General features: G+C 49.7%; 24 protein-coding genes and 3 tRNA genes. 21 read left to right on the top strand and 6 right to left on the bottom strand.

What is annotated here, in order from left to right:
- Window positions 1-4: 4 nt before the first annotated feature.
- Genes OGY33_RS06485 through OGY33_RS06495 form a run of 3 tightly spaced genes read right to left on the bottom strand, consistent with a single transcriptional unit; the run spans window position 5 to window position 557 of the window.
- Window positions 5-202, bottom strand: a complete 198-nt coding sequence (locus tag OGY33_RS06485; RefSeq protein WP_151532626.1) for a DUF1482 family protein — start codon at window positions 200-202, stop codon at window positions 5-7.
- Complete coding sequence (locus tag OGY33_RS06490; RefSeq protein ID WP_097728169.1) at window positions 202-402, bottom strand: hypothetical protein; 201 nt, start codon at window positions 400-402, stop codon at window positions 202-204. Before OGY33_RS06490 ends, OGY33_RS06485 begins: the two co-directional genes overlap by 1 nt.
- Complete coding sequence (locus tag OGY33_RS06495; RefSeq protein WP_153690470.1) at window positions 399-557, bottom strand: hypothetical protein; 159 nt, start codon at window positions 555-557, stop codon at window positions 399-401. The genes OGY33_RS06490 and OGY33_RS06495 overlap by 4 nt, the downstream gene beginning before the upstream one ends.
- Before the next feature lie 287 nt (window positions 558-844).
- Between OGY33_RS06495 and OGY33_RS06500 the strand changes: the two genes are divergently transcribed.
- Window positions 845-1051 (top strand): hypothetical protein, encoded by a 207-nt coding sequence (locus OGY33_RS06500; protein WP_170975197.1) that lies wholly within the window; start codon window positions 845-847, stop codon window positions 1049-1051.
- 31 nt (window positions 1052-1082) lie between these two features.
- On the opposite strand, the gene OGY33_RS06505 is transcribed toward OGY33_RS06500, so the two are convergent.
- The 3 genes from OGY33_RS06505 to OGY33_RS06515 all read right to left on the bottom strand — a co-directional run bounded on the left by OGY33_RS06505 (window position 1083) and on the right by OGY33_RS06515 (window position 2884).
- Window positions 1083-1463, bottom strand: coding sequence for an SEN1984 family lipoprotein (locus OGY33_RS06505; protein WP_151532627.1), 381 nt, complete (start codon window positions 1461-1463; stop codon window positions 1083-1085).
- Window positions 1464-1546: 83 nt separating this feature from the next.
- Window positions 1547-1978, bottom strand: a complete 432-nt coding sequence (locus OGY33_RS06510) for a hypothetical protein (protein WP_016156715.1) — start codon at window positions 1976-1978, stop codon at window positions 1547-1549.
- A 150-nt stretch (window positions 1979-2128) separates the two neighbouring features.
- The gene (locus tag OGY33_RS06515) at window positions 2129-2884 is read right to left on the bottom strand and encodes an XRE family transcriptional regulator (RefSeq protein WP_016156714.1); all 756 of its coding nucleotides are present in this window, start codon (window positions 2882-2884) and stop codon (window positions 2129-2131) included.
- Window positions 2885-2919: 35 nt separating this feature from the next.
- Here OGY33_RS06515 and OGY33_RS06520 point away from each other — a divergent pair, with 35 nt between their 5' ends.
- The 20 genes from OGY33_RS06520 (at window position 2920) to OGY33_RS06615 (ending at window position 11666) form a co-directional block, all read left to right on the top strand.
- Window positions 2920-3147 (top strand): hypothetical protein, encoded by a 228-nt coding sequence (locus tag OGY33_RS06520; protein ID WP_016156713.1) that lies wholly within the window; start codon window positions 2920-2922, stop codon window positions 3145-3147.
- A 30-nt stretch (window positions 3148-3177) separates the two neighbouring features.
- Complete coding sequence (locus OGY33_RS06525; protein ID WP_151532629.1) at window positions 3178-3717, top strand: toxin YdaT domain-containing protein; 540 nt, start codon at window positions 3178-3180, stop codon at window positions 3715-3717.
- Between the two features lie 186 nt (window positions 3718-3903).
- Complete coding sequence (locus OGY33_RS06530; RefSeq protein WP_262411197.1) at window positions 3904-4848, top strand: phage replication protein O; 945 nt, start codon at window positions 3904-3906, stop codon at window positions 4846-4848.
- Window positions 4845-5540 carry a replication protein P gene (locus OGY33_RS06535; protein WP_049281720.1) on the top strand — a complete coding sequence of 232 codons (696 nt, stop codon included), beginning with the start codon at window positions 4845-4847 and terminating at the stop codon, window positions 5538-5540. Before OGY33_RS06530 ends, OGY33_RS06535 begins: the two co-directional genes overlap by 4 nt.
- 14 nt (window positions 5541-5554) lie before the next feature.
- Window positions 5555-5866, top strand: a complete 312-nt coding sequence (locus OGY33_RS06540) for a hypothetical protein (RefSeq protein ID WP_148977500.1) — start codon at window positions 5555-5557, stop codon at window positions 5864-5866.
- The gene (locus OGY33_RS06545) at window positions 5863-6408 is read left to right on the top strand and encodes a hypothetical protein (protein ID WP_227797033.1); all 546 of its coding nucleotides are present in this window, start codon (window positions 5863-5865) and stop codon (window positions 6406-6408) included. Before OGY33_RS06540 ends, OGY33_RS06545 begins: the two co-directional genes overlap by 4 nt.
- Window positions 6405-6896, top strand: coding sequence for a hypothetical protein (locus tag OGY33_RS06550; RefSeq protein ID WP_038641073.1), 492 nt, complete (start codon window positions 6405-6407; stop codon window positions 6894-6896). The genes OGY33_RS06545 and OGY33_RS06550 overlap by 4 nt, the downstream gene beginning before the upstream one ends.
- Entirely contained in the window at window positions 6893-7228 is a 336-nt protein-coding gene (locus OGY33_RS06555; protein ID WP_191238444.1) for a hypothetical protein, read from the top strand. Before OGY33_RS06550 ends, OGY33_RS06555 begins: the two co-directional genes overlap by 4 nt.
- Before the next feature lies 1 nt (window position 7229).
- On the top strand, window positions 7230-7538 hold the full coding sequence (locus OGY33_RS06560) for a hypothetical protein (protein ID WP_149335238.1): 309 nt from the start codon (window positions 7230-7232) through the stop codon (window positions 7536-7538).
- Window positions 7539-7551: 13 nt separating this feature from the next.
- Window positions 7552-7908 carry a hypothetical protein gene (locus OGY33_RS24550; protein ID WP_262411176.1) on the top strand — a complete coding sequence of 119 codons (357 nt, stop codon included), beginning with the start codon at window positions 7552-7554 and terminating at the stop codon, window positions 7906-7908.
- Window positions 7905-8345, top strand: a complete 441-nt coding sequence (locus OGY33_RS06570) for a hypothetical protein (protein WP_149335239.1) — start codon at window positions 7905-7907, stop codon at window positions 8343-8345. The genes OGY33_RS24550 and OGY33_RS06570 overlap by 4 nt, the downstream gene beginning before the upstream one ends.
- A gap of 121 nt (window positions 8346-8466) precedes the next feature.
- Entirely contained in the window at window positions 8467-8814 is a 348-nt protein-coding gene (locus OGY33_RS06575; RefSeq protein WP_149335240.1) for a hypothetical protein, read from the top strand.
- A 154-nt stretch (window positions 8815-8968) separates the two neighbouring features.
- Complete coding sequence (locus OGY33_RS06580; protein ID WP_149335241.1) at window positions 8969-9565, top strand: DUF1367 family protein; 597 nt, start codon at window positions 8969-8971, stop codon at window positions 9563-9565.
- Window positions 9565-9771: a hypothetical protein gene (locus OGY33_RS06585; RefSeq protein ID WP_149335242.1), complete on the top strand. Its 207-nt coding sequence runs from the start codon at window positions 9565-9567 to the stop codon at window positions 9769-9771. Before OGY33_RS06580 ends, OGY33_RS06585 begins: the two co-directional genes overlap by 1 nt.
- A gap of 2 nt (window positions 9772-9773) precedes the next feature.
- Window positions 9774-10382 carry a recombination protein NinG gene (locus OGY33_RS06590; RefSeq protein WP_149335243.1) on the top strand — a complete coding sequence of 203 codons (609 nt, stop codon included), beginning with the start codon at window positions 9774-9776 and terminating at the stop codon, window positions 10380-10382.
- Entirely contained in the window at window positions 10379-10516 is a 138-nt protein-coding gene (locus OGY33_RS06595; protein ID WP_086523725.1) for a YlcG family protein, read from the top strand. The genes OGY33_RS06590 and OGY33_RS06595 overlap by 4 nt, the downstream gene beginning before the upstream one ends.
- On the top strand, window positions 10513-11202 hold the full coding sequence (locus OGY33_RS06600) for a bacteriophage antitermination protein Q (RefSeq protein ID WP_086523724.1): 690 nt from the start codon (window positions 10513-10515) through the stop codon (window positions 11200-11202). Before OGY33_RS06595 ends, OGY33_RS06600 begins: the two co-directional genes overlap by 4 nt.
- 157 nt (window positions 11203-11359) lie before the next feature.
- Window positions 11360-11436 (top strand) — tRNA-Arg (locus tag OGY33_RS06605).
- A 2-nt stretch (window positions 11437-11438) separates the two neighbouring features.
- Window positions 11439-11514 (top strand) — tRNA-Thr (locus OGY33_RS06610).
- 77 nt (window positions 11515-11591) lie between these two features.
- Window positions 11592-11666 (top strand) — tRNA-Gly (locus tag OGY33_RS06615).
- Window positions 11667-12013: the final 347 nt, after the last annotated feature.

Below are 12013 nucleotides of genomic sequence, written 5' to 3' on the forward strand. Positions count from 1 at the left end.
TTCCTCAGAACTTAACGTCTGCCTGAGCAGGTAACTCTTCACTACTGATGATCCTTTCAACTGGATAGCAACTACCTGAAACCTGCTGCTCAACTGCGGCCTGCTCACATTGATGTTGGTCGCCATAAACACCCAGTACAACATCCTGAAAATCACCGTTGGTCATGCCAATAGTCAGGACTAACGCGAAAAGAGTGCTCATCAGTGCGTACCTGCCGGTACCAGATTCGGTCCAATGGTGCGCGAAGCATACGGGCTGCGAATATGACGCAGATTACCCTGCGGTTCGTGCCAGTAGGTGCCGTTGATATGGTCATAGGAAACCTGCCAGGCTGCGCCGGTACGGCTATTTCGCATTGGGATGGCGCGACCGTTGTTTGGTACTGCGTTACTGGTTTTCATGACAGGGCCTCTTTAAATTCTGCAAAACTGAGTGCTTCCTCGCCATCGGCGAGGCCTTCAAAATATTCCTCGTATGCTTTTTCCATCTCACCCTCGATACCTTGTTGCTGGAACTGAGTGAACTTCGCTGGTGGTGCCGCGGCGCTGATCTTCACGGTTGAGCGTTTTAACTCTGCAATTCACCACCGCGAAGCTCACTTCTGTGCTTTGCCCTTGTCGCCAGGCTGGCGGAACGTTTGAACTTGATGCGCTTAGTGTTTCGCGATGAGGTGATAATGTACCATGAGTTCACTAAAGTAAAGTACCTTAAGTACATTTTAATAAATCAGTTAGTTCAGTTGGTCATAAATCTATGAACTTTAAGGTAATTTATTTTTTATTTGATTCCTGCTATGCTCAAAAAAACACCAGAGAGATTGTTGCTATGGGCTTAGGTATGGATATGTCACGTGATGAACTGCTGGAAGATCGCGCAGCTTTCATCGCTGGCGAGATTGGCGGCGCGGTGGTTGAATTGATAATCGATGGTGTGGTGATTGACCGTGACGCTATTGTCGACCAGCTGGAAGCTAAGCGTAAGGCTGTAGGGAATGTAATCCACAAGGGATTTTTGCGGGATGCAGCGGAGTTCGTGAGGAAGGGGCAATAATGGCCCGACTTTCTTTGCCGGGCAAATGGTGCTAGTCGGCCCAACCGGATTTGGTATTGATCGCCGATTCCGCCATTGTGTATTTTTGTACGGTATTATCTTTAAATAGAATGGTCAGTTCTTTCTTAGTGCCGTTCGTGCCGTTATGGAACAAGCCATAGAATGGAATGAATGAGGTTCCATTCACTTTAACTTTGGCAAATGAGTACTTCCAGATCTCATTACCACCATCGGTATAAGAGACTGCATCAGGAGAGCCAAACAAGGTTTTCACTTCAACCTTGGTCGTTTTCCCTTCCTGAATTTTAGACTGAACACTTGTTTCAGTTTCACTTTTAAGTTTCTGATTTCCAGAAGACGCGCACCCTGTGAGGGTTACAGCTAATGCTACTGCCAGAGCCATTTTTTTCATTATGTATATCCATTGATTGCAATCGGAATCATCTTAACATTATGAATTATCAGGTCAAATAAAAAACCGGCACGGTGGCAGGATTATTTCAACGATATATGTGTCATTAGCTCATTAAGCTTGATGATCCCGTCAGGATACCTATCAATCCACTCCTCTCGATCGGCTTCTGATTGCCCAAAATAAATAACTGGTGCCGGAGATTTTTTTATTTCATTCAAAATTGACTGGTAGTCATGAAGCACTTGCAGTGCTTTCTTTGGGTCTTTAACCCTTCTAATTGCTGCATCCCAGTTTTTGGATGGGAAGCTGTGGAATGTGCAATCAGGACATTTCTTTCTGCTTAGAAATATTTCATGCCCTTCTAAATACTCAAGGATTGGTTCAACAACACTATTCCATTCCTTTCTCTTTTCGCCCTTGATTGCATATCTATAGCTTAAATAACCACTTGCAGGAACAGCACTGATAGATACAATCATTGCAATAGTTGCAACAATGTCGCTGTAACTCATGGAGATTTCCTTATGTCCGGAGCAGATATTTTTGCCACAATTGCATTGGTAGTATCTGTAACAAACTTAACCGCCATTCTTTACGGAATATGGCGGTTAAGAGATTGATTGATCGTTACCCAAACGTCTATTCAGACCACTGTTAATCTGCTAACCATGCTTACGGTAGGTCTGCGGCATGCTACCGATCACCTTTCCGAATACGAATATTTTGTTCATCTCTTCCTTCTCAATCGGCTCCCACGGTCGATAGGTCTGGTTGTCTGAGATGACCAAGAGTTTATCTTTCATCTTCTGAAGTCGCTTCACATGGGATGTGTCGTCATAAATGAAAGCGTAAATTCCATCACCATCAAAGTGTTGAACGCTTATATCGACAAACAGCAAATCACCAGGCTCAATCGTTCCAGACATGCTGTCACCACGAACGTTGATGATGCGGATCTGTTCCTGTTTACGACCATTAAACATCTGACGCGCATCTTCTACTGAGTACTCCACGGAGCGTAATACCTCTACGAACTCACTATTGATCACGCCCGGTCCAGCGCTAACAGCTACATCGAGTACGTCTATACGAAATGTTTCGGTCGATTTCTGTAAGTGCCCCTCCGCAATACCATCAGCCACGCTGTCACCTAGCAGGTAAGCTGAAGTTGTACCTATGCTCGCAGCAAGCTCTTGCAGCTTCCCACGCCTTGGAATTGATTCCCCGTTAAACCATTTGCTTACAGCTTTTGGTGTCAGCTTCATATTTTTGGCTATTTCAGCCTGACGACCATGTACCGGCAAACCAGCTTTATCGCAGGCCAGCGCTAGCCTATGGGAAAAGTCTTTTCGCGCTTTTTCTTCCTGAACCATAGGTTCAATCATAATATCACTTGCGTGAACTATCAGTTCCAACATAATATGTACTTACAGTTCAATTTAAGGGTCAAAGAATGCAACCTATTAGTCTTGGCGAAATCATCAAAATGATTCGAGTACCTGTAGTAGCAAAAGCTTGTGAGCGCAGTCCGCGCGCAATTTACAAATGGATCAATAGCGGCTGTTTACCACGCACTGATTACACCGGTGAGACGGATTATGCGTCGAAGATTGCTGAAGCTTCAGAGGGGCGATTTACCACCACCCAAATTCTTGAGATCAGCAAACCAAAAGCAGCATGACAGCAAATTAACCACGAAAGGGAAAGCACTATGCAATCACTTACGTACCAACAAAATACCGGATTCCATTCGTCCGCGATGATAAATCGCACTCAACAAGAGCATGGCGATAAACATGATGCCATTCGTGACGCGGTCCGCTCCTGGGCTGGTGCCGATGGTCAGGACGTAGTTACGGCTCTGATCGTCGAAGAGTACCGGGCGCAGGGGGGGGACGAGATTACTTTCCCTGACGACCTCAGCCGACAGCGCCAGAAACTCTTCCGTTTCCTGGACAACCATTTCAACAGCGAACGGTACCGCGAAAATGTTCGCCAACTGACTCCGGCAATTCTTGCTGTTCTGCCGCTCAAGTACCGCAACCGTCTGCTACCAGAAGACAACGTTATGGCTCGTCTGGCGCGGCTGGAGAAAGAAACCAGCGAAGCGAAGATAGCCGTCGCGATGGACGCTCCACGTCATCAGAAGCTGAAAGAGTTGAGCGAGGGGATCGTGGAGATGTATCGCGTTGACCCTGGGTTAACCGGTCCGCTGATGGAAATGGTGCAGATGATGCTGGGGGCTCTATGACCGGTTCAAAAATGGCGAAAGCCGCGGTGCGCGAACACCAACGGCTTTCAGGTGCAATTCGTTGCGTACTCATTGCGAGGTCATTATGACAAAGAGTTTTTCAAAATACCAGGTAAGGGAGGCATAGCTATGTCGAATGTCGCCTACGCCGATTTTGCGGCGCGTACCGCCGTCAGGAGCAACCGGATGGAGAACCAGAAGACCGGATTCATCCCGTTGTACCGGAGTGTACTGAAGAAGCCCTGGGCTAAAGATGTCTTCCTGCGCACGCTATGGGAGAACCTTCTGTTGGGCGCCGCCCGTCAGCCCTACACGGCAAGCTTTAAAGGCCGGCAGTGGCCATTACAAACCGGACAACTGGTGACCACGTCGGCAGATCTCGGGCTGAAATTATGCGACCGAAATGGGGAGCCAACAAGCCGTCATGCAGTGGATCGAATGCTGTCTCTTTTCGTGAAAGAAGGGATGATTTCAACCGCTGGCGAGAAGAGAAAAGGCACTGTAATTACCATCACAAATTTTGCGCATTACGCTCAAAAAATGGACGATTTACCCGCGCATAACGCCGCGCATAACAGCGAGCATAGCCCCGCGCATAACGAACCCAGCAATGGCGAGGCTTCGGGAGTGGATGCCGAGCATAACCCAGAGCATAAGGGCGCGCTTAAGCCCGAGAATCATGAACAAGAAGTAATATTAAATACTAACGTATTTAATGTACGTCAGAGAATTTCAAAAATTGTTCCTGATGCAGCTGTCCAGACTCCGAAAGGTGACAAGTGGGGGACATCTGACGATCTCCGTTGTGCAGAGTGGATGCTGGCGCTGCGCGACATCACCAAACCATCCCTGAAAAAACCGAATATGGCTGGCTGGGCGAATGAAATACGCCTGATGCGCCAACTGGACGGACGCACCCACAAAGAGATTTGTGAGCTGTTCCGATGGGCCTGCAAAGACTCGTTCTGGTACAAAAATATTCTCTCCCCCGCAAAGCTCCGCGCCAAGTGGGACACGTTAACCCTTCACAGCGAAGACACTACCCGTAAGCCACGCACAGATGTCAGCGCAAACAAATCCGAAACTGGCCCGCACTGGAACAGTCCTGAAGCATGGGAGAAATTTTTATGACCCCGGATCTTTATCGTGCAATTCAGAATCGCGACAGCGAAATGCTATCGCGCATGGCTGGAGATTCTTACGACGGACGCAAGGTTGTAAACGCTGACGCTGAAAAGCTGGTGGATATGCTTTTTGAAAACCTCATGCAGGTATTCCCGGCATCCACTCAGACGAACCTACGTACTGACGCTGATATTCGCGTTGCAAAGCAGCAATGGATCGCGGCTTTTGCTGAGTCAGGCATCACCTCCCGTGAGCAACTTTCCGCCGGGATGCAGAAGGCCCGATCCAGCCAGTCACCGTTCTGGCCGTCGCCGGGTCAGTTTATTTCGTGGTGCCGTGAGGGGAGTGGTGCGCTGGGTGTCAGTGTGGACGACATCATGAGCGAATACTGGCGCTGGCGGAAACTTGTTTTTCGCTATCCGACCAGTGAGCAGTTCCCATGGAAGGATAAAAACCCGCTGTATTACCACGTCTGCCTGGAGCTTCGCCGTCGTGGAACAGAGGGACAGTTCAGTGAGAAGGAACTTATCCGAGCCGCTGGTGACATCCTGCATGACTGGGAAAAGCGAGCACTGTCCGGTAAGCCGGTACCGCCAATCCGTCGCGCACTTGCAGCGCCGAAAGCAGCTACTGGCCCAACGCCTGCAGAGATGCTGATGGCTCAGTACAAACAACGCAAAAACGCCGGTCTGGTCTAATGGGGGAAATCTCTATGGCAAGCAAATCACTATGGGCAATTGTCGATTTTCTTCGGGTTAACCAGACCGTAACGCCGCGTCAGGTTCAGAACCTTCTTGGATGCGACTGCAAGAAAGCACACAACCTGCTGCTTCACCTGGTACGCAGAGCGGTAGTAATCCGCACTGGCGAGCCACATCACCCGGTCTATTCGCTGCAACCAGGCGGGGAGTTGAACATTAAGCAGATCAAATCGAAAGTGAGAAGAAACATGGTTACTTCAGTATGCCGCACAAGTCCGGCTATGCAGCGTGTACTGGCGTTTTACGGGAGAGCATCAGCATGAAACCAGATGTTAAAAAAATCATCGCCGATATCAAGGCGACAAAAGGGAACCGCAAATTTTGTAATGGCCTGGCTGGCACACTCCAGGATGATAATTATGCGTCATCGATTTGCAAATACGTTAAAACCGTAACGCCGGAAAGAATCGATCTCCTGATTGAATATGCTGAAAAACTTGAAGCCGAAGTCACAGACATGGCAGTACAGCTCGCTAACGCCGAGAGCAAGTGCAGGGAGCTGGCGGCTGAATTAAGCGCTGTAGATAAAATTCACAACGAAGCGGTATTCATCACAGACGACCATTACGAACAATGCCCGCCAGAAGTTCAGAAGATGATTCGCTCACTGGCTGTATTGCAGATACCTGCTTACGACGCTTTCCTAGCTGAAGTGCGGGCAAGCGGCGCTGACGAAGTGTCGGCTATCTGCCGAGGGCTTGCCAATAAAGATGGTTGCTCGGTGAATATGCAGTGTAGCTACAACCTGACGGCTGAACGAGCCGAAGCAGTTGCAGCCCAACTTCGCAAAGGATCCGCGCTATGAGCACTGGAATTGAACTCATGCAGCATGCGCTGGGCATCAATGAGCGGAACCGCACGCCATACCGTAATTATTTCCTCGTAGGCGAAGGGCATACGGATAACGAGAAGTGGGAAGAACTGGTATCTGATGGTTTAGCTACCTCCCGTCCCGCACCTGGTTTTGTAGGCGACGGAACGCTTTATCACGTCACAGAAAAAGGTGAAGCAACGGCAATTTCTGCACTGCCAGAGCCAAAGAAACGCACTCGATACGAAGAATATCTTGATGCTGATAGCTGCCAGCCGTTCAGTGAATGGTTGTTGGGATATCGACTGCCTGAAGTCGAATACAGCCGTGATGGAAAATGCCGAATGTTTCGCTGCTCATACGACGCGGCTTATGGCTATCCACGACGTGATGTTGAAGGCGAGTGGTGCGACACCAAAAAAGCAGCAAAGGCCAGTTACAAAGAAGCTCTACGCAAATCGAAACAGGAGTCAGCCCAATGACAGCACTCAACAAACAGGCTGGAGCAGGTGACGTGAACCCGAAAACGTATTACATCCATCCGGCGGCATTCGGCAGTACGAAAGACCATGGTTACGGGCATGTGCCAGTTGTAAAGGCTGATGACTTCGAGAATCTGCGCGCCAAGTTGGAAGCCGCAGAGAAGCGCATAGCAGAACTGGTGGCGCGGATATACATTCCGCAGCCGCTGAATATCGAGGATGAATATCAAAATTACGAATATGTAGCCGGGTGGAATGATTGTCGTAACGCTACCGCTTGCCGCTCTGAACATATTGACCGCGACACTGGCATTGGCGTGAAGGGGGAGTGAGATGGATAAATTAATCAAACCTACCACCAAAGGTAAACATGACGGTTCATGTGATTATCTTTGCTCGGACGATGCGCGATTCATCGTTATGCGCGGCGATTATACGGAAGCGGAAATAATTCAGGCTTCTGTGTCCCAAGATGTAATCGACTCGGATGGTGCGGCTGATTTTGCAAGTAGCGCCCGCTATTACCAGTGCTGGTACAAAGTTAGCCCAATAGGTGGTCAGGATGGCTATTCAGGCTGGCATCATCCTCGTGACACGCCGTGTCGCGGCGCATATTTCGCATCAGTTTTGCAATGGGATTAAGGAGGACTAACCCATGACAACTAACCACCCGGCGAACGGTCCTGTATCACTCGATCGCCTGCACCAGATACGCGAAATACTCAGCAAAGCAGCAGCACAAAGCGACGGCGGTAATCTCGGCTACGCAATGGCTGATGCTGTGAAGGTAATTAATGCAGTGCTGGAAGCGAGGAACGCCGAGCCGGTAGTGCTGGATGAAGATCCGCGCGACGCATTCGAGCGATCATTCAAAATGCCAAAGCATGTCACCCGCTGTGGCACTGGCTATGCAGTAACGGAGTATTCCGCATGGTTGGCCCATGATTTCATCAGGATGTGGGAGGGCTGGAAGGCCTGCCGCGCCGCCATGCTTAAAGGGGGTGCAAAATGACCACTATTACCAGAGAACGCCTTGAGTGGCTCACTCAAATTTCCAGTCGAGATGAGATCGACGATATTGGCGGCGATGAAATTCGTGAGCTGGCGCGTATCGCGCTGGCGGCAATGGACGCAGAGCCTGTTTACCAATGGCGTGAGCGCTATGACGAGGGAAGCCTTTGGGATGATTGCACGAAAGCTCAGCACGACGGATTCGCAAAAAATCTTGAGTGTGAAACGAGAGTTCTCTACACCGCCCCGCCAGCGCCGGTAGTTGACGCTGATGATAATTTCTATTCATGGTTCGGGATAGAATGGGAGCAATACTATCAACCTAATAATTACTCTTCATCGGCAAAGAAACACCTGGGGGCAATTGCTGAATCTGCATGGTTTGCATGTCGCGCCGCCATGCTTCAGCCTCAGTTAACTCTGGGAGTGAAAAAATGAAATTGAACCGGACAACAAAAATACCTACGACTATGTTGATAGCTGAAGTACCAGTTGTGTCGCTATGCCTTACTACCAGCCCAATGTAGTTTTCGGAGACGCCACAAAGCGGAAAGAATTTATGGACAATGAAGCTAAAAATCAGAGAACAGCTGATTCAATCGAGGTGTTGATGTTACTCACTATCGATATGTCACCATCTTCTATAGAACCGCTTGCACAGAAAATACTTGATGCAATTGACGATCTAAATGAGCTACAGGAGCGCCGAAATGCTGATACTGGTCCCTGCAAATACTGTGGCGGTACAGGTTATTTCCGTTGGAAAAAGTCAGCGAATACGTTCCCTTGTCCCTGTATGGGGTGCGACCCTTCAGAAGCGCCACAACAGGAGGTGAGGTCAGCATTGGAAATCGGCATGTCCCGTTATGCAGGTGCTATGCAAAAGCTCGCAGATTCTGGTGATTGATATAACCTGCCACACAAGGGATATGGGAATTCCCATATCGACAATTCAACCCGCTACGGCGGGTTTTTTCTTGCATTGATTTTCCATTATCAACTGTACATAATGTCAGTGTCAGCCTGAACAACTGACAACTTGATGCGCCACGGAGAGCACCATGGCGCAGCTACAACTAATCAAGCAGTCTTCAGGTATCCTGATCCCGGCCACACCCGAGACCAGCGATTTACTGCAATCAAAAATCAAGCTTGGCGCCGTGCTGGTGGCCGAGTTCCGGCAGGTACGCAACCCTGCCTTTCACCGTCGCTTCTTCGCATTACTCAATCTCGGTTTCGAATACTGGGAACCTACTGGCGGGGCGATATCCAGCAATGAACGCAAGCTGGTGACCGGGTACGCAAAATTCCTCGCCTCGTTCGGTGGAAGTGAAGCTGCACTCCTGGACGCTGCCGAGCAATATCTCGACCGTATCGCTGATAAGCGTGCCGGTAGCATCAGCATCTGCAAATCCTATGACGCATACCGAGCATGGGTGATAGTCGAGTCTGGCCACTACGACGCCATACAGTTGCCCGACGGCACCCTTCGCAAACACCCTCGCAGCATTGCCTTCGCCAACATGGACGAAACCGAATTCCAGCAGCTGTACAAAGCCGCGATCGATGTTCTGTGGCGCTGGATTTTGTCCCGCACTTTCAGCAGCAGGGAAGAGGCCGAAAATGCCGCCGCCCAGCTTATGAGCTTTGTGGGGTGATGGCGATGAAATATTCCTGGTTTCACCATCATGAATGCACAACCGAGCAGGCCGACGAGCTGGTGGCCAGTTATCGCCGTCGTGGCGCTACGGTAGAACTCAGCCTTAATCGCGACAATATCACCTGGACTGTTAGCGCAAAATTACCTGAATGCGAGCATCCGGCGCGTACACCAAGAACCTTTCGACAAAAGGTCTGGGGGTGATTATGGCTAAATTACCGCGCCGGAAGTGCGCCAACAAAGAATGCCGCCAGTGGTTCCATCCTGTTCGCGATACGCAGACTGTCTGCGGTTATGAGTGCGCCAGCGCGGTTGGAAAAGAGCAGACCAGAAAGGTCAGGGAGGCGGCACAACGTAAGGAGTCTGCCAAAAAGCGCGCCACTGAGAAAAAAGAGCGAGCCGCCTGGCGCCAGCGTAAAGCTGCGGTTAAGCCGCTGAAGCACTGGGAAGATTTAACGCAGCGTGTAGTCAATGACTATATTCGCGAGCGTGACCATTATTTGCCATGCATCAGTTGCGGGACGTTCGAAACCGTCCAGTGGGAAGCAGGTCACTATCGGTCACGCGGTAAGGCATCACACCTGCGCTACCACGAAGACAATATCAATAAACAGTGCCACCACTGTAACGTTCAGCTGTCGGGCAATCAGCAGCAGTACCGCCTTGGCCTTATAGAGAAAATTGGGGCTGAGCGCGTCGAGGCGCTCGAAAACAATAACGTTCCGCACCGATACACAATCGAAGAACTCGAAGCCATCAGAAAGCGCTACAGCGCACTTCGTCGTGGATTAATTAAGAGCAGGGAGGCCGCATGACATTCGAATCCTATTTTGCCGATCACCTCCGCGTTCGTTGGCAACGATTGCGCTTATACCACTTTCCCGGCTCTGTGCTGACGGACTACCGAATACTGAAGAATTACATCAAAACCACAGGCGGTGCTGTATGAACACTCAATTTCTCGAATACGTGCGTCAGCAGCTGATAGTGGCCACCGCCGATCTGAGTGGTGCGACGAAAGGGCAGTTAATGGCCTGGCTGGAGAACGCGCAGTTCGATACCGGTACCTTTAAGCGGAAGAAGATGAAGGTGAAGGATGAGGTTACTGGCGAAATGATAACTCTGGATAACCCTCCAATCCCCGGTAAACAGTCGCATGCCAAGGGATCGCATATTCCCCTGGTACAGCCGGTTGAATACTCCACAGCTTCGTGGCGCCGCGCGTTAATGTCACTCGAAGAACATCAGAAGGCTTGGTTGCTATGGAGCTACAGCGAAAACACCGGTTGGGACAATCAGGTCGTCATAACACGCTGGGCTTGGGAGCAGTTCAGCCAACAGCTGGAAGGGAAGCGAGTAGCGAAGAAGACGATAGACCGTTTACGTCAGCTTATCTGGCTGGCGGCGCAGGATGTGAAGGCGGAATTGGCTGGGCGGGAGACGTACGAATACCAGAAGTTGGCAGAGCTGGTGGGCGTAAACCCAAAGAACTGGTCAGAGACGTTTACGGACCGCTGGGTGGATATGAGGCGTATCTACCAGCGACTGGATGGCGACGCATTATTGCAGGTTACGCGATCACGTTCACAACAAAAGGCGACAAATTTGGATGTAAGTCTTGCAAAACTGGATTGAAACGCATATATTTCGTGTAAATCTGATATTGTGCCATTGTTGTATGCACTGGCAGTAAGTCGATTTTTTAGCCCGAGGTTAACGCCTTGGGCTTTTGCGTTTCTGGTACTGACTGATAAAATAGAGGCACATGGCTACTTACAACTCATGTGCTGTGCCGCCACTAGCTCATCGGAATAGAGCATCAACCTTCTAAGTTGACGGTATGAGGTTCAAGTCCTCGGTGGCGGACCAACGCCGACTTAGCTCAGTAGGTAGAGCAACTGACTTGTAATCAGTAGGTCACCAGTTCGATTCCGGTAGTCGGCACCAGAATCCAATGGATAGTCAGTCCGAGCATGACTCTAAATAAGGCAAGCGGTGACTGTGGGGAACAGACCCGCAAAACAGCGGCTATCGTATAATGGCTATTACCTCACCCTTCCAGGCTGATGAAGCGGGTTCGATTCCCGCTGACCGCTCCATTTTTGAATGGTCGCTGCTTTTTGCAAAATTGCTGTGTAAAAATACTGACCTTTTGGTTCAGCGCTCATCCAAAAGCACTCCGTTAAAATCCTGATAACCGTGGGTGGTTTGTTGGATGGAGTGCCTCTGAACAATAAAACTCTCGTCATAAAGGCTGCGCATTGCGTGGCCTTTTTTATTTCAGGCTCACGGGAATCATCCACTACGTGCTTTGTTGATAAATCCAGCCCGTGAAGCCTGACTCTTTTGAAATCATAGGGCTATTTGTTTGCAGATTTGCTTTATCGGTCCTAATGTTAAAGAGCATTCAGTAAAAGCTCTCGTTTGAAGTTGTTGTGATGAATCC

Origin of the sequence: Citrobacter sp. Cpo032 (assembly GCF_030332975.1) — a bacterium.
Taxonomy (GTDB): Bacteria; Pseudomonadota; Gammaproteobacteria; order Enterobacterales; family Enterobacteriaceae; genus Citrobacter; species Citrobacter portucalensis.